The 15,441-nt window shown below is 66.0% G+C and carries 13 protein-coding genes; 6 read left to right on the top strand and 7 right to left on the bottom strand.

The genetic code is table 11. The features are described 5' to 3' along the window. Nucleotides 1–234: 234 nt before the first annotated feature. The gene (locus tag HG262_RS00545) at nucleotides 235–1,164 is read right to left on the bottom strand and encodes a LysR family transcriptional regulator (RefSeq protein ID WP_169269163.1); all 930 of its coding nucleotides are present in this window, start codon (nucleotides 1,162–1,164) and stop codon (nucleotides 235–237) included. 138 nt (nucleotides 1,165–1,302) lie between these two features. Here HG262_RS00545 and HG262_RS00550 point away from each other — a divergent pair, with 138 nt between their 5' ends. The 4 genes from HG262_RS00550 to HG262_RS00565 all read left to right on the top strand — a co-directional run bounded on the left by HG262_RS00550 (nucleotide 1,303) and on the right by HG262_RS00565 (nucleotide 6,907). Then, nucleotides 1,303–2,502 carry a pyridoxal phosphate-dependent aminotransferase gene (locus tag HG262_RS00550; RefSeq protein WP_169269164.1) on the top strand — a complete coding sequence of 400 codons (1,200 nt, stop codon included), beginning with the start codon at nucleotides 1,303–1,305 and terminating at the stop codon, nucleotides 2,500–2,502. A 35-nt stretch (nucleotides 2,503–2,537) separates the two neighbouring features. Next, the gene (locus HG262_RS00555) at nucleotides 2,538–3,518 is read left to right on the top strand and encodes a tripartite tricarboxylate transporter substrate binding protein (RefSeq protein WP_169269165.1); all 981 of its coding nucleotides are present in this window, start codon (nucleotides 2,538–2,540) and stop codon (nucleotides 3,516–3,518) included. Between the two features lie 31 nt (nucleotides 3,519–3,549). Beyond that, complete coding sequence (locus HG262_RS00560; RefSeq protein ID WP_169269166.1) at nucleotides 3,550–4,251, top strand: RraA family protein; 702 nt, start codon at nucleotides 3,550–3,552, stop codon at nucleotides 4,249–4,251. Between the two features lie 241 nt (nucleotides 4,252–4,492). Next, nucleotides 4,493–6,907 (top strand): DNA internalization-related competence protein ComEC/Rec2, encoded by a 2,415-nt coding sequence (locus HG262_RS00565; protein WP_348984350.1) that lies wholly within the window; start codon nucleotides 4,493–4,495, stop codon nucleotides 6,905–6,907. 54 nt (nucleotides 6,908–6,961) lie between these two features. On the opposite strand, the gene HG262_RS00570 is transcribed toward HG262_RS00565, so the two are convergent. From HG262_RS00570 to HG262_RS00595, 6 genes are all read right to left on the bottom strand, one after another. Continuing rightward, nucleotides 6,962–7,399, bottom strand: coding sequence for a TonB family protein (locus tag HG262_RS00570; protein ID WP_169269168.1), 438 nt, complete (start codon nucleotides 7,397–7,399; stop codon nucleotides 6,962–6,964). 78 nt (nucleotides 7,400–7,477) lie between these two features. Continuing rightward, nucleotides 7,478–8,827 carry a four-carbon acid sugar kinase family protein gene (locus HG262_RS00575; protein ID WP_169269169.1) on the bottom strand — a complete coding sequence of 450 codons (1,350 nt, stop codon included), beginning with the start codon at nucleotides 8,825–8,827 and terminating at the stop codon, nucleotides 7,478–7,480. Then, nucleotides 8,824–10,101: a ribulose-bisphosphate carboxylase large subunit family protein gene (locus HG262_RS00580; RefSeq protein ID WP_169269170.1), complete on the bottom strand. Its 1,278-nt coding sequence runs from the start codon at nucleotides 10,099–10,101 to the stop codon at nucleotides 8,824–8,826. Before HG262_RS00580 ends, HG262_RS00575 begins: the two co-directional genes overlap by 4 nt. 37 nt (nucleotides 10,102–10,138) lie before the next feature. After that, nucleotides 10,139–10,678, bottom strand: coding sequence for a VOC family protein (locus tag HG262_RS00585; RefSeq protein WP_088591170.1), 540 nt, complete (start codon nucleotides 10,676–10,678; stop codon nucleotides 10,139–10,141). Nucleotides 10,679–10,749: 71 nt separating this feature from the next. Beyond that, nucleotides 10,750–12,630, bottom strand: coding sequence for a TRAP transporter large permease subunit (locus HG262_RS00590; protein ID WP_169269171.1), 1,881 nt, complete (start codon nucleotides 12,628–12,630; stop codon nucleotides 10,750–10,752). 9 nt (nucleotides 12,631–12,639) lie between these two features. Then, entirely contained in the window at nucleotides 12,640–13,659 is a 1,020-nt protein-coding gene (locus HG262_RS00595; RefSeq protein ID WP_169269172.1) for a TRAP transporter substrate-binding protein, read from the bottom strand. A gap of 112 nt (nucleotides 13,660–13,771) precedes the next feature. Between HG262_RS00595 and HG262_RS00600 the strand changes: the two genes are divergently transcribed. Together HG262_RS00600 and HG262_RS00605 are read left to right on the top strand one after the other, a co-directional pair. Then, entirely contained in the window at nucleotides 13,772–14,827 is a 1,056-nt protein-coding gene (locus HG262_RS00600) for a LacI family DNA-binding transcriptional regulator (protein WP_169269173.1), read from the top strand. A 144-nt stretch (nucleotides 14,828–14,971) separates the two neighbouring features. After that, nucleotides 14,972–15,427: a MarR family transcriptional regulator gene (locus tag HG262_RS00605; protein ID WP_169269174.1), complete on the top strand. Its 456-nt coding sequence runs from the start codon at nucleotides 14,972–14,974 to the stop codon at nucleotides 15,425–15,427. The last annotated feature ends 14 nt before the right edge of the window (nucleotides 15,428–15,441 follow it).

Here is a 15,441-nt window from a genome sequence, read left to right on the forward strand (position 1 = left end):
CTTCCTGGAACCGCGCCTGGACCCCATGGTGTGCGCTCAAGACTCAGGCGTCGAGCAGCACGGGGCGCGCAGGCAGACCGCGATTACCAGGGCGGTAGTCGTCGGCGTTTAGGCGTAGTGACGGATGGCAGACACGGTTGCACTCAAATGAAAAGGGGGGTGAAGAAGAGGCGAAATCCTAAGACACCGGCAAGGGTTTTGTCAATGCGCGGCATGACGCGGGTGAATAAGCCCTTATGGTCGGCCGGAAAAGCCGCTGGCGGGCACATTGCGACGGCGCGAAAAGTCGCAGACCTCGGCGGCCCGCCGCGCGATGTATTCGGCGCGCGTATCGAGCGAGCCCTGGTGAAAGACCGCGTTGTAGATCATTGGCGGCGGCATGGGAACGCTGTGAACGATCTTCAGCAGGCCGGCTTCCAGTTCCGGCCGGAAATACGCCGGGCACAGCTGGCTGATGCCGAAACCGTCGATGGTCAGTTCCCCCAGCACGGCCAGGCTGTTGCTGGCAAAGACGCGGTTGAATCGGAATCCGTGTTCCTCCAGCCAGGGCCGATAGAACAGGCTTTTGCTGGAATCGTGGGATTGCTCAAGAAACGGGTACAGCGCAAAATCCATGGGCTTCAACGGGCCTTCCGGCACGCCTAGCGCGGGGCTGGCCATCCAGACGTTTTCCACGACGCCCACCGGCATCAGCTGAAAGTCCTCGCCCCAGTACGTGCCTGGCACGATGGCCAGATCCAGTTCATGTTGGCGTAGTTGATCAATCAACTGCAGGCCGGGCGCCACGCTGGGCTCCAAGGTCAGACCGGGACACTCTTTCACCACGGTGCTGATCAACAGGCCCAGCCAGCTAAGCGCCGTCAGTTCGGTGACGCCGATGCGGACCTTGCCTTCCAGCGGCGCCGAGCCGCCCGCCGCTTCAGCCATGCGCAACCGCAGCCGCAGCGCCTCTTCGGCCATGGGCAAAAGGCGTTCGCCGTCGGGGGTCAGCACAATACCGGTGGCGCCGCGATGGAGCAGGCGCTTGCCCAATTCGGCTTCCAGGTCGCTGACTCGCTTGGATATCGCGGACTGGGTCGTGTGCAGCGTCGTCGCGGCGGCGCTCAGGCTGCCCAGCTTGGCGCTGTGATAGAACGCCTCGAGTTGTTTGAAGGTTGGATTCATGGGGAGGGAAAGCGGGGGGCGTGAAGATCCAGGAACCCATGCCAATCTGGAATGGCGGGGTATGCGGATTAGTCGCTACCGCCTGGAAAGTGATCGTATCCATAATGTGTCCACTGTTCAATAGACTCCGGATGGACCATGCAAACCGCCGCAAGACTTCAGCGTATCAAGCCTTCACCCAGTTCGATGGCGGGCCAGCATGCCCGCATGCTGCGCGCACAAGGCAGGGACATCGTCGGCCTGACGTCGGGCGAACCGGATTTTGATACGCCGGCACACATTCGAGAGGCCGCCTATCGTGCCATGAACGACGGCCACACGCGCTACACCGACGTGGGCGGCACGGCGGCGTTGCGTGAAGCCGTCCGCGCCAAGTTTGCGCGTGAAAACGGACTGGATTACGGGCTGGACGAAATCATCGTCAGCACGGGCGCCAAGCAGATCATTTTCAACGCCATCATGGCCACCGTCGATACCGGCGACGAAGTGATCGTGCCCGCGCCGTATTGGGTGTCTTACCCCGATATCACCTTGCTGGCCAACGGCACACCGGTGATCGTCGACACGCGCGCGGAAAACGGATTCCGTTTGCAGGCGGAAGAACTTGAACGCGCGATCACGCCGAAGACGCGTTGGCTGATCCTGAACGGCCCGAACAACCCCAGTGGCGCCAATTTCACTCAAGCCGATTTGCGGGCCTTGGCGGAGGTCTTGCGCAAGCACCCGCACGTCTGGATTCTGACGGACGACATCTATGAACATCTGCTTTATGACGGCCGGCGGTTCTACACGCTGGCGCAAGTGGCGCCAGACCTGAAAGATCGCACGCTGACGCTGAATGGCGTATCCAAGGCTTATGCGATGACCGGATGGCGAATCGGCTATGCCGGGGCGCCGGCGGCGTTGATCAAGGCGATGACCAAGCTGCAATCGCAAAGCACATCCAATCCAAGCTCCGTGAGCCAGGCGGCGGCATTGGCGGCGTTGACCGGCCCGCAGGATTTCGTCACGCAGAGCCGTGAGCGTTTTCAGGCGCGGCGGGACCGTATCGTCCAGGCCCTGAATGCCATTGACGGTATTGATTGCGCCAGCCCCGAGGGCGCGTTCTACGTCTTTCCGAAGTGTGCCGACCTGTACGGCTTGACCTTGCCCGATGGCAGCAAGCTGCAAAACAGCGAGCAATGGGTGCTGCATCTGCTGAATGCGCAGAACCTGGCGGTGCTGCAAGGCTCGGCTTATGGCGTTGACACGCATTTCCGAATTTCATTTGCCGCCAGCGACGCCGTGCTGGAGGAAGGTTGCCGTCGTATCGCGCAGGCACGGGCGCAACTGGCCTGACCTGTCGCACTGTTTAAAAATCACAAGGGGAAACCATGAACAAAAAACAAGCACTGACGCTAAGCGTCACGCAGACCGTCGCGGCCGTCTTGATTGCGTGCGCACCGCTCGCGCACGCCGCGGATTATCCGAACAAGCCCGTGCGTTTGATCGTGGGTTTTGCCCCGGGCGGATCTAACGACATCATTGCGCGGCTGCTGGCTCCTAAGCTGGAAGCGGTGTTGAAGCAGTCCGTCGTGGTCGAGAACCGGCCCGGCGCCGCGGGCAACATTGCCGCGGACGCGGCCATCAAAGCGGCCGCCGACGGGCACACGGTGTTCATGTGCACCACGGGCACGCTGTCCATTCAACCGTTCCTGCCCCAACGCATGCCGTTTGATGTGGAGACGATCACTCCCATTACGCAGATTGGCAACACGCCATATCTGATGCTGGTCAGCAAGGACCTGCCGGTAGCCACGGTAGGTGAATTCTTGAAGTACGCACGCGAGAATCCCGGCAAGGTCAACTACGCGTCATCGGGCAACGGCACCACCGCGCACCTGGCGGGCGAGATGCTGCGTTCCAACGCCAAGATCGATATCGTGCACGTGCCGTACAAGGGGGCGGGCCAGGCGATGGTCGACTTGAACAGCGGTCGGGTATCGCTGATGTTCGACCAGGCCGTCAGTTCGCTGCCATACCTCCAATCCGGCGCATTGAAAGCGCTGGCCGTTGCGAACGATCATCGGCTGCGTGGCTTGCCAGACCTTCCCACGACCGACGAGGCCGGCTTGAAGAATTTCAATCCCACGCCCTGGACCGGCTTGTGCGCGGGCCCGGGCATTCCGCCCGAGGCCGTGAGAACGCTGCAGCAGGCCACCGCGCAGGTATTGGCGGATCCCGAGATACGCGAACGCTTTCAGCGCGATGGCATCGAGCCGGTCGGAAGCACGCCGGAACAATTCGCGGCATTCCTGAAGGCGGACCGGGCCAAGTGGGGCGGCCTGGTCAAAAACGCGGACGTTCAACTGTGATCTTCCAGACCTGCATTGGGAATATTCAAACATGAGCGCTTCTTCCTCCGCTGTCGCGTGGCCGGCGGGCTACGGCATCCATCCGCGCCAGCAGGGCGCGGATGCCGACACCATCGCCGCCCTGTCCTCACTACCGGTCGCCGCCATCGGCGACGCGATGAGCCGTCATATCGGCGCGATCGGATTGCGCCAATATCACACGGACCTCAACACCGTGCTCTGTGGTAACGCCTTTACCGTGCGCGTGCGGCCAGGCGACAACCTGATGATTCATAAGGCCCTTACCATGGTGCGGCCAGGCGACGTGCTTGTCATTGACGGCGGTGGTGACCTGACCCAGGCGCTGGTTGGCGGGCTGATGCGCACCACCTGCATCGCACAAGGGCTGGCCGGCCTGGTCATCGACGGCGCCGTGCGCGATGTGGTCGAGTGGGCCGAAGGCGGCATGCCGCTCTTTGCCAAAGGCCATACCCATCGCGGCCCAACCAAGGACGGTCCAGGGGAGATCAACGTCCCGATTGCCTGCGCTGGCCTGCACGTGGCGCCGGGCGACGTGATCGTGGGTGACGCGGATGGCGTGATCGCCATTCCCGCCGTGCATGCCAAGGATGTGCTGCAGCGCACGCGCCGCCATCTGGACAAAGAGGCAAGGATTCGTGAAGAAAATCGTTCGGGGACGTCTGACCCGGAGCGGTTTGATTCCCTGCTGCGGGCGAAGGGCCTGGCTGTTTAAGCCCTGGTGACGGAATGCTCGGGCGTCGAAGTGCCGCCGAGGATGACGGTGTCGGACTGCACTATTGCCGTCTGTACTTTGCTGATCGCTATCGATAAACCGTACTTGCGGTTTCCCGAGGTGGACCAATTCGTTCATCCGCTGGTCTGTTCCATGCCGCCACGTCCTACGCTCCAGGCTTTGGGAGAGGGACATCACCGGTCGTTCATTCTGCTTGGCGTTCGTGGCGGGCGCGGCGTGGGTGCAATGCCTGCCTGCACTGCCGGGGCGGATGCTGTTGTTGCTGGCCGCGGGCTTGGGCGTCCTGGCTTCATTGTGCTGGGCACGCTGCCGCCAGGACGCGGCTCGTATTGCTGCGGCCCTGGTGTCGGGTCTGTGCGCCGGCACGCTTAACGCCAGCCTGCAAGCCGGGTATCGGCTGGACGATGCCCTGGCGGATGCGCACCAGGACCAGGTGTCGCGCTTGATCGTGCGGGTGGCTGAACTGCCGGACGGAGACGGCCGGCATCAACGCTTCGTGGCCGAGCTGGCGGAACCTGCCCGGCCCGGCATTCCATCGCGCATCCAGGTGACGTGGCAAGCGCCGCCCGGGGCAAAACGCGGAACATTGCAAGACATACCGCAGTTGCTGCCTGGCCAGGTGTGGCGCATGGCGTTGGTGTTGAGACGTCCGCATGGCCTGCTGAATCCGGCGGGGCCTGACGCGGAGGCGCGGATGTTCGCGCGCGGCTTGCGCGCCGTGGGCACCGTTCGCGGGCAGCCCAGGCTGCTGGACGATCAGCCCTGGGCGTCGGCCGGCATCGTGATTGAACGCGCCAGGCATCGCGTGCGCGAGGGCTTGCGCAAGGCCTTGGGAGACCATCGCTATGCGCCGGTGCTGATTGCGTTGGCCATCGGGGATCAGGCGGGCGTGGCGCGCGACGACTGGCGCATCTTCAACCGCAGCGGCATCACGCATCTGGTGTCGATCAGCGGCATGCACGTCACGTCGATTGCCGGGATTGCGGGCGTGCTGGTAGCGGCGCTGTGGCGGCGGGCGCGCTGGCGTGGTGTGGGGCTGGCGGAGCTTGCACCGTCTCGGGTCGCGGGCGGGGCGGCGGCGGCCGTGGTGGCCTTGCTGTATTGCTTGCTGGCAGGGTGGGGCGTGCCGGCGCGGCGCACATTTTTCATGTTGTCGGTGGTGCTGGCCGCGGCGATGTCGCGGTTGCCCTTGACGGCGGGCCGGGTGCTGGCTTGCGCGGCGGCGGGTGTGGTGGCGTTGGACCCATGGGCGCCGTTATCGCCGGGATTCTGGCTGTCGTTCGGGGCGGTGGCGATTCTGCTGCGCATCGCGGATGCGCCGTTCGATGTGGAGGCAAGCTGGCGCAAACGGTTGTTGGCCAGGCTGGCGCAGGCGACGCGCCTGCAGTTGCTGGTGACCTTGGGGCTGACGCCCTTGCTGGCGTTCCTGGTGTATCAGGTGTCGGTCGGTTCTCCGCTGGCCAATGCGGTGGCGATTCCGTCGGTGACGTTTGTGGTAACGCCGCTGGCGTTGTTGTGCGCAGCCCTGTCGGTGTTGCCGGGTGGCCAGGGCATTGCGGCCTGGGTAGGGCAGTGGGGGCTGGCGGCGTTCGACTACACCATGGTGCCGGTGGCGTGGGTGGGCAATGCGGGGTGGGCCAGCTTTGCGGTGGCGGCAGCACCCTGGCCTTGGCTGCTGCTGGCGGTGGCTGGGATGGCCTGGGCATTGCAGGTACGCGGTTGGCCGGCGCGGCACGCCGGGTGGGTGTGCATGTTGCCGCTGTTGTGCTGGCGGCCTGACCGGCCAGACCCCGGCTATTGGCGGATGAGCGCGTTGGATGTGGGACAGGGCAGCGCGATCCTGGTGGAAACGGCTAGCCAGACGTTGCTGTTCGATGCCGGTCCCCGCCATTACGGCGGCAGCGACGCCGGCGAGCGCGTGGTGGCGCCGTTCTTGCTGGCGCGCGGCATCGGGGCGCTGGACGTGCTGGTGCTGTCGCACGCCGATCAGGATCACGTGGGCGGCACGCGGGCGGTGCTTGCGGCGGTGCCGGTCCGGCGCAGTTATGCGTCGTTTGATGTGGCGGCGTTTGTGCGGCGGGACGCGCGGCTGTGGCCGGATGCCGGCGGCGCCGCAGCCGCGCCCGGCGCGACTCTCGCCTTGCCCCAAGAGATGTTGCGATGCCAACGGGACGACGCCTGGGAGGTCGACGGCGTGACGTTCACGTTCTTGCATCCGGCCGGAGGCGGCAGCGGGGCCGTTGCGGACCGCAACGCCGACAGTTGCGTGCTTCGCGTGGAGGGGGCCAGCCATTCGCTGCTGTTGACCGGCGACATCGGGGTGGCGCAGGAGCGCGACCTGGTGGCGCGCGGTGTGCCGGCGACTGACGTGGTGATGGCGGCGCATCACGGTTCGGCATCATCGTCGGGGCGGGACTGGGTGGTGGCGACACAGGCCAGTCACGCGGTGGCGCAGGCGGGGCATCTGAATCGCTTTCGTCATCCTGCGCCGGCGGTCGCGCGGCGCTGGCAGCGCGCGGGGGCGGCGTTCTGGCGCAGCGATTGGGACGGGGCGGTGATGGCGGAATCTACCGCGCAAGGGTTGGACGTGGGGTCGCAGCGGGATCGCGGGCGGCGGTATTGGCACGGGCGCTAGGAGGAACCGGGCGCGACGCCGCTCACGTCCCGCATGGGCATAAGAGGCCTTGGATCAGTCCGGCGCGTTCTTGCGGGTTTGCTTCACGAGAGGCGGGGGCGACGGCGGGGGAGCGATGTCGCTTTTCTCCACAACGTAACGCACGGGCAGCATGACGATTTGCTTGTCGGGCGCCATGTCAGGGGTGAAGGCGGGCAGTTTGCCGCCGCGCCGGATCATGGCCAGCGTCGCATTGTCTACCGCGACGTTGCCCGAGGATCGAGCCAGGGTCACGGTGTCGATGACGCCGCTGGGCAGGATGACGATGCGCACCTGGACGTTCAGGTCCGCGTTCGCCTCGTGGATCTGGGGGGGCGCTTCGATCTTGCGTTGCAGCTGCTGGCGGATGGCGGTGTGCCATTCTGCCTGCGTGGTCAAGGTGCTGGCGAGCAAAGGCAAGGGCAGGCACAGGGCGAGGGCGGCGATAAGAGATGCGCGGAACCGCCAGTACATGAGTGGGTCTCCTGGGTTGGGGCTGTTCGGTATTCGCCGGACAAATCCCGGCCAGCATAACCGACCACCACACGCGCGTTACGCCGTGCCCGTGGCCAGGTCGTCGAACAGGTGGTCGCCGCCCATCTGGCCGCCCTTGAGCATCAGTTCGACGCCGTCGATGACCGGATCGTCGCTGCGGGCGACGCTGACGGTGACGCCCGGGGCCAACACGCTATGGAATGCCAGCCCCCACAATCCCAGCGCCAGCGTGGCCTGGCTGGATGTGTCGCCGCCGGCGATGCCGATGCGCGACAGCCGCTTGCCCGCTTGCGCGCTGGCCGCGACGATCGATGCGGCAAGTTGCGCGGTGCCGCTTGCCGTGGCGCCCGCCTGTTGGGCGGTGACGGCTTGCGCGGGGCGGTCGGTGTGGACCAGCACGTTGCGCCCCGCGGCCAGCAACGAGGCGGCCTGCCGCACCTGTTGCGCGGCATAGCCCGGGTCGTCCAGCAGGCGCTGCACCTGCAGTGGCTGGCGCGTGTATTGCTGACACGCGGCGATCTGCCGGGCCGTGACGGGCGACAGGCTGCCGGCCACGATCAGGACGGGGCCGGTCGCAGCCGCCAAGGGGGCGGTGGGGGCGCTTGCGCGGCCGGGCGCGTGGGCGCAGGCCAGCGCTTGCTGCACGCTGCTGGGTCCGACCGCCAGCAGCGGCACGCAGGCGGCCGCGCGCCAGATCAGCCGGCCGATGATGGGTAATTGCTCATCGTCGATCACGTCGAACAACACGGGGCCGTCCGACGTGTCGATGATGCTGTCGATCCAGTCCTCCACGCCGGGGGCGTCGGCAGCCTGCCGCAGGCGGGGGTAGGCGGTGTGCGGCACCGAACGGATGTCGGCCACCCCTTGGGCCGCCAGATGCCGGCGCAGGTCGGCCTCGTGCATGGGCGTGACGGGGTGCTGGCTCATGACCGGATGACGGTCGATGCGGTGGATTTCCGGCGCGCTGCCCGCGCGGGCGAATAACTGCGCGAAGCTGCAATAGCGCCCGATGCCGGGCTGTCCGCCGACGATGGGCACCAGCGGGTTCGGCATGTGGCGGCGCAATTCGCGGATGGCCACGCCGATACTGCCGACGTGCGGCGCGCTGTCGAAGGTGGAACAGCATTTGTAGTGCAGCACGCGTGCGCCGGTGCCCGCCATGAAGTGGCCGACGGCGTGCAGCTCCGTTTCCATCTGATCGGGCGACATGGCGCGCGCGGCGCCCGCGATGCCCAGGGCGTCCAGCGGACCGGCGCGGCGCAGTTGTTCGGGCGTGGGCACGCCCAGGAACAACAGGCTGCGCAGGCCGGCGCGGGCCACTTCGGCCAGCGTGTCGGTGGCGCCCGTGAAGTCATCGCCGTACCAGCACACGCGCGGCGCGGACGAGCCGCCTTCGGCGCCAGTCATGCGCGGTTTCCGAAGAAGGCCAGGGCGCGTTGCAGTTCCGGTGCGTGCCGCGCGAAGTCCTCCAGCGACTGCCCTTCGCGCACGGCATGCCAGGCCTGGCGGATGCTCTGCACGCCGGCGGCGGGGCCGTCCGGGTGCGCAAGAATGCCGCCGCCGGACATGAACATCAAATCGTCGGTGCGCACGGCGGCCCAGGTGGCCGACACGGTGCCGGCCCATTGCCCAGACGAGAACGCGGGCATGACCGCGTCATCGATGCCCAGCGTCAGCGACGCCAGGCAATCGCGGGCGGAATCGACGACCTCTTTGTCCTCTTGCGCGAACTTGCCTTGCAATCCATGCACATGCATGTGATCCACGCCGGCCAGTCGCCACAGCGTCTGATACGCCTGGAAGTCCATGCCCAACAGCGGCGCGCGCGACAGCGCTCCATAGCCGTTGCGGTGGCCGTGCAAGGCCAGCGGCGTGCTGCGGCGCAGGGTCTGAATGGCCGAGAATCCGCACCAGTTCAGGCTGGCCATGACGCAGGTGCCTTCTTCGCGTTCGATCAGGTCCGCATGGCGGCGCATGGCGTCGGTCTCGTCGCTGATGTTGAAGGCCACCATGACTTGCCGGCCCGTGCGTTCGCGGTGCGCCCGCACTACCGCCATGACGGCGGCGACGCGCTGCGCCAGCGGGGCGTGCGCGGGGTTGGCGCAGACCTCGTCGTCCTTGATGAAGTCCACGCCCGCCGCGCACAGCTGCGCCACCAGATGCGCGGTCTGTTCGGGCGACAGCCCGACATTGGGCTTGATGATGGTGCCCACCAGCGGCCCGGCGGCCACGCCGGTCAATTGCCGCGTGCCGGCGATGCCGACCTGCGGCATGTCGAACTGGGCGCGGTAGTTGGCGGGAAGCTCCATGCTTTCCAGGCGCAAGCCGGTGACTTCGCCCAGGTCGTACAGGTTGCCGCCGACCGTGGCCGCAAGCGTGGCAAGGTTGGCGCCGACGTTGGCGACCGGAAAGGCGATGCGGATGCGGGCCCGCTGGTACTTGCCGGGCATGCCGCCCGGCTGGCGCGCCAGCCAGGCGTTGGGCAGGCTGGGCGTGGCTACGGTGTCCAGCAGTTCGACGGATTCGATCCGCGCGCGGGCCCGGGCGCGCAGTTCGTCGGTTTCTCCCTGCACGCGGGTGAAGGTGCCGCAGGACTGCTCGCCCGCCATCACCTCGGCGACCCGGGCGGGGTCCATCGGCGTTTCGATCAGGTAGGTAGCGCTAAACAATTGGGAATTCATGGTGGCGGGCGGCAAGCGGTGTCGGGGCGGGGGACGGTTACAGACGACTCAGATCGGGGAACGGGCGGACCGGATCCTTGCCGTCCCAGTCGGTGGCGCTGTTACGGATCAGGTCGAACAGGCGGCCTTTGGGGCCGGCCACTTCGGACAGTTCGATCACGGTGCCGGGGTGGTATTCGGTGTCGAAATAGATGAAGCGGCCCTTTTCGCCGACTTCGCCGCTCATCTTGGGCTTGAAGCCCTGGGCCAGCAGGCGCTCCAGATCGGCGTCGTAGCTTTCGGTCCAGTACGCCACGTGTTGCAGGCCGGTGCGGCCGGCCTGCAGGAAGTCGCGGTACATGGACGGCACGTCGTTGCGGGTCTGGATCAGTTCGACCTGAACAAAGCCCGAGTTGGCCAGCGCCACCGAGTTGTGCGGCTCGTGGCTGACGCCGTCGTACTGGTAATTCACGATCGGCACGCGCGGGTTGTAGTACCAGGGGCCCACGCCCAGCGTGGTGCTCCAGTAGTCCATGGCGGCTTCGATGTCGTGCACCACATAACCGAGTTGGCGGATTTCGCCCAGGAAACGACTCATGATGGATCTTTATGAAAAGGTGGCTGAATAGGCGAGGCGCGCGGCAGGCGTCGGGCGCCCGCCGCATCGCGTCACAGGAAACCGATCGAGAACCAGGGAAAGGCGGCGACGACGATCAGCCCGACCAGCAGCGCGGCGATGTAGCCCCAGATCGGGCCGATGCCCTCGTTGGGATCGACACGGCTGATGGCGCAGGCGCCGTAGTAGCCCACGCCGAAGGGCGGCGCGAACAGGCCGATGCCCATGGCGAAGATCACGACCATCGCGTAATGGACCTCATGCACGCCGGCCTGCACGGCGATCGGGAACAGCAGCGGCCCGAACAGCACGATGGCGGGAATGCCCTCCAGCACGCTGCCCAGGATGATGAAGGCCACGATGGAGACCGCCAGGAAGCCGTAGCTGCCGCCCGGCATGCCGGCCATCAGGCGGGCCAGGTCGCCCGAGAAGCCCGATTGCGTCAGCGCCCAGGCCATGGCGGTGGCGCAGCCCACGATCAGCATGATGGCCCCCGACAACGAGGCCGTTTCGATCAGCATGGGCCGCAAGCGCGCCCAGTCGAAACGCCGGTAGATCAGGATGCCGATCACCGCGGAATACACGATGCCGATGGTCGACACCTCAGTGGCCGTGGCCACGCCTTCAACCACCGCCGCGCGGATCACGAAGGGCAGGGCGACGGCGGGCAGGGCGATCACGAAGAAGCGGCCAATTTCCTTTGCGCTGAAACGTTGCGCCAGGCTCAGGTCTTCCTTGCGGTAGCGCCACCACACCACCGAACACAGCGCCAGGCCCAGCACCACGGCGGGCAAGAGGCCGCCCGTGAAGAGGGCGGCGATGGACACCCCGGTGACCGATCCGATCGTGATCAGCACGATGGACGGCGGGATGGTTTCGGTCTGGGCGCCGGTGGCCGACAGCAGCGCCACCAGGTCGCCAGGTTTGGCGCCGCGCTTCTGCATTTCCGGGAACAGCACGGGCGCGATGGCCGCCATGTCGGCGATCTTTGAGCCCGAGATGCCCGACACCAGGTACATGGCGCCGATCAACACATAGGACAGGCCGCCGCGCACGTGGCCCAGCAGGCTGGCCAGGAACTGGATCATGGCGCGCGCCATGCCGGTCATCTCGATCAGCGAGCCCAGGAAAATGAACAGCGGCACCGCCAGCAGCATCAGGTGCGACATGCCCTCGTCCAGCCGCCCGACCATGACTTCCATCGGCGTGTTGGTGGTCAGCGCCAGATAGGAAAACGTCGCCAGCGCGAAAGAGAACGCGATCGGCACGCCGGAGAACACGGTGGCGGCCACGATGCCGACGAAGAAGATCACCAGGTTGATCTTGCCCAGCCCCTTGAAGAGGGGTTGCGCCAGCCAGAACACGGCCACGACCACCGCCACACCCACCAGCGCCATCAGCACTTGCGGCAAGGGTTGGGTGCGCAGCAGGCGCAGCACGGCCACCACGGCCATCAGGCCCATGCCGACCGGAATGGCGGCGGCGCGCCACGCATTGCTGAGTTCCAGGGCCGGGGTGGTGATGAAGTGCTCTTCGTGGGCGTACTCGATCGCGGGCGCCAGGATCAGGATCAGGAACGCCAGCGACGCGGCCAGCGCCACGGTTTCCAGCTGCGCGCGCCGCGCGGGGCTGACGTTGTTGACCAGCGCCGTCATGCGCATGTGCTCGCCGCGCCGCAGGGCCACGACGGCGCCCAGCATCGACAGCCACAGGAACAGGATGGAGGCGAGCTCGTCGGACCAGACCAGCGGGCTATGGAACGCGTAGCGTGCGACCACGCCGGCGAACAGCACGAAGATCTCGATCAGCACGATGGCGGCGGCGGCGTGCTCGACCACGCAGCCCAGCGCGCTGTCCAGCGCGCCGGCGGCCCGGCGCAAGGGATTGGCCGGCAGCACCGGGGCCGCGGCGTGGGGGGCGGACAGGGAGGACATGGCGCGACCTCAGGCCAGCTTGCCGACGCTTTGTTCCAGCAGCGACCAGGCTTCGTTGCCGAAACGGCCTTGCCATTCCTTGTAGAAGCCGGCGGTGCGCAACTGTTCGCGGAAGCTGTCGGCGGCCGGCTGGTTGAAGAGCAGGCCACGGGCCTCCAGGTCGGACTGCACCGAGGCGTTGAGCTTCTTGATGTCTTCGCGTTGCGCCAGACCCGCTTCGTTGATGCCGCGCGCGACGATGGTCTTCAGGTCTTCGGGCAGGCCTTCCCACATGCGGCCGTTGGCGATGAACCAGTAGCCGTCCCAGATGTGGTTGGTCAGCGAGCAGTACTTCTGCACTTCGTAGAGCTTGGCGACCTGGATGATGGGCAGCGGGTTTTCCTGCGCGTCCACCACTTTGGTCTGCAAGGACGAATACACCTCGCTGAACTGCAAGCTGGCGGGCGCGGCGCCCAGGCCCTTGAACATGGAGATCGGCAGCGAGCTGACCGGCACGCGGATCTTCAAGCCGTTCATGTCGGCGGCGGACGCGACAGGCCCCTTGCTGCTGGTGGTTTGGCGAAAGCCGTTGTCCCACATTTTCTCGAACGCGTAGAGCTTGCGCTGCGCGATCGCGGTGCGCACGTGCGCGCCCAGCGCGCCGTCCATGGCGCCCCAGACCTGGTTGTAGTCCTTGAACGCGAAGCCGACGGCGTTGATGGCGGCCACCGGTACCAGCGTGGCGATCACCAGGGCCGACGGCGTGAAGAAGTCGATGCCGCCCGAGCGCACTTGCGCCAGCATGTCGGTGTCGCCGCCCAGTTGGTTGTTCGGGAAGATCTTGATGTCCACGCGGCCGTTGCTTTCCTTCAGGATGCGTTCGGCGGCTTCCTGGGCGCGGATGTTCAGCGGGTGGGTCACCGGCAGGTTGTTGCCGTACTTGAGCGTGTAGTCGGCCGCGCGGGCGATCAGCGGGAACCCGCCTGCCAGGGCCACGGCGGGAACGGCGCAAAGGCGGCGCAGGGCACTGCGGCGTGTCAGCAGCTTCATGGTTGTCTCCATAATCGTAGTTATGATGTTTTTTGATGTGCCACAAAAACGCCAAACCCATGCGGCAGTGTGGACAATAGTGAATAGGCGGTATCATCGTCAAACCTTATTCATGATGGTTTTTGATGTGAATAAAGCCCTACCCGAACGTAAGCTCGCCCGCTTGGCCGATGTGGCCGCGCGCGCCGGCGTGTCCACCGCAACGGCCGACCGCGTGCTGAACCGCCGGCCCGGCGTGCGCGCCAATACCGCGCAAAAGGTCTTCAAGGCCGCCATCGAACTGGACTATCTGCCGGAACAGGAGCTGGCGGCCCCGGCCGAGCCGATGCGGCTGGTGTTCCTGCTGCCGCGCGGCAGCAATCGCTACCTGCGCATGCTGGGCGACACGGTCAGCTATGCGCACGAGCACTTCGCGCCGCTGAACGCCAAGTGCCAGATCGAGTATGTCGAGAGCTTCAACCCCGACGCCCTGGCGCAGGCGCTGGCCAAGCACGGCAAGCGGGCGGACGGCATCGCGTTCATGGCGCTGGAACACCCGGTGGTGCGTGAAGCCGTCAACACGTTGGCGCAGCAAGGCGTGCCCGCGGTGACGCTGATTTCCGACCTGGCCAACAGCGCGCGCGCGGCGTATGTGGGACTGGACAACCGCGCGGCGGGACGCACCGCCGGCTATCTGATCGCGCGCTTCATCGGTTCGCGGGCCGCGCATGTGGCGCTGATCGCCGGTTCGCGCCATTACCGTGCCCACGAAGAGCGGGAAAGCGGGTTCTTGCAGCTGTATGCCGAGCAGTTCCAGGCGATGCAGGTCGTGGACCTGCGCGAAGGCTATGACGACGCGCAGCGCAACTACGAGCAGACGCGCCATCTGCTGGAGCAATATCCCAATCTGGCGGGTATCTACAACATCGGCGGGGCGTCCGACGGCGTGGCGCGTGCGCTGAAAGAGGCGGGCCAACAGCACCGGGTGGTGTTTATCGGCCACGGCCTGACCCCCGATACGCGGTCGTTGCTGATCGACGGCACGATGGACGCCGTCATCACGCAAAGCCCGATGGAAGCGTTGATGAGCTGTGTACGCATCTTCTGCAACCTGCGTGACAAGCGCAGCGCCATGAATGGCGTGGAATTGGCGCGCAGCCAGGTGATCTTTCGCGAAAACCTGCCGTAATGCGCCGGGGTCCGCCGGGTCCAGGGGTAGCCGGCCGCCGTTCTGCGGTCCGTTGCGCGGCACTTTTTTATTTATCGCTTGTCTTTTAACTGCCTAGGCAGATAAAATTCAATCATCGACCTCACGCTTCGCCGCAAGGCCACTATGCCCCCCGTCACCCCCACCGTGCTGAACCGTTTTCACACCGGCGAACTTGGCTTCATGGTGACGTCCGTGCGCAACAGCATCCATGACGCCCTGGAGCGCGAGTTGGCCCCGTTCGACCTCACCACGCCGCAGTATGTCGTGCTGAACTGCCTGGCAAAGGGCTGGGGCCGCACGCTTAGCGACTTTTGCCGGGTGCTGGCTTACGACTCGGGCGCCATGACCCGGCTGCTGGACCGCATCGCGGCCAAGGGGTTCATCCGCCGGGTGGAAAACGAGTCCGACCGGCGCAGCTACCTGATCGAACTGACCGAACAGGGGCAAGCCGCGTTGCCCCAGGTGCTTGCTGCGGTCGACACCGCCATGCAACGGTTGCTGGCCGGCTTTTCGGAAGACGATGCCGACACGCTGCACAAGCTGTTGTCGCGGTTGCTTGTCAATGCCGCGGCGGACTGAGGTTATCCCGTCCG

Origin of the sequence: Achromobacter sp. Bel (assembly GCF_012928505.1) — a bacterium.
Lineage (GTDB): Bacteria > Pseudomonadota > Gammaproteobacteria > Burkholderiales > Burkholderiaceae_B > Achromobacter.

Excerpts from the sequence above, each read along its gene's own strand:
- HG262_RS00585 (WP_088591170.1), bottom strand. The coding sequence starts at position 10,678 with ATGAGTCGTTTCCTGGGCGAAATCCGCCAACTCGGTTATGTGGTGCAC.
- HG262_RS00570 (WP_169269168.1), bottom strand. The coding sequence starts at position 7,399 with ATGTACTGGCGGTTCCGCGCATCTCTTATCGCCGCCCTCGCCCTGTGC.
- HG262_RS00545 (WP_169269163.1), bottom strand. The coding sequence starts at position 1,164 with ATGAATCCAACCTTCAAACAACTCGAGGCGTTCTATCACAGCGCCAAG.
- HG262_RS00575 (WP_169269169.1), bottom strand. The coding sequence starts at position 8,827 with ATGACTGGCGCCGAAGGCGGCTCGTCCGCGCCGCGCGTGTGCTGGTAC.
- HG262_RS00555 (WP_169269165.1), top strand. The coding sequence starts at position 2,538 with ATGAACAAAAAACAAGCACTGACGCTAAGCGTCACGCAGACCGTCGCG.
- HG262_RS00580 (WP_169269170.1), bottom strand. The coding sequence starts at position 10,101 with ATGAATTCCCAATTGTTTAGCGCTACCTACCTGATCGAAACGCCGATG.
- HG262_RS00590 (WP_169269171.1), bottom strand. The coding sequence starts at position 12,630 with ATGTCCTCCCTGTCCGCCCCCCACGCCGCGGCCCCGGTGCTGCCGGCC.
- HG262_RS00560 (WP_169269166.1), top strand. The coding sequence starts at position 3,550 with ATGAGCGCTTCTTCCTCCGCTGTCGCGTGGCCGGCGGGCTACGGCATC.
- HG262_RS00595 (WP_169269172.1), bottom strand. The coding sequence starts at position 13,659 with ATGAAGCTGCTGACACGCCGCAGTGCCCTGCGCCGCCTTTGCGCCGTT.
- HG262_RS00550 (WP_169269164.1), top strand. The coding sequence starts at position 1,303 with ATGCAAACCGCCGCAAGACTTCAGCGTATCAAGCCTTCACCCAGTTCG.
- HG262_RS00605 (WP_169269174.1), top strand. The coding sequence starts at position 14,972 with ATGCCCCCCGTCACCCCCACCGTGCTGAACCGTTTTCACACCGGCGAA.
- HG262_RS00600 (WP_169269173.1), top strand. The coding sequence starts at position 13,772 with ATGATGGTTTTTGATGTGAATAAAGCCCTACCCGAACGTAAGCTCGCC.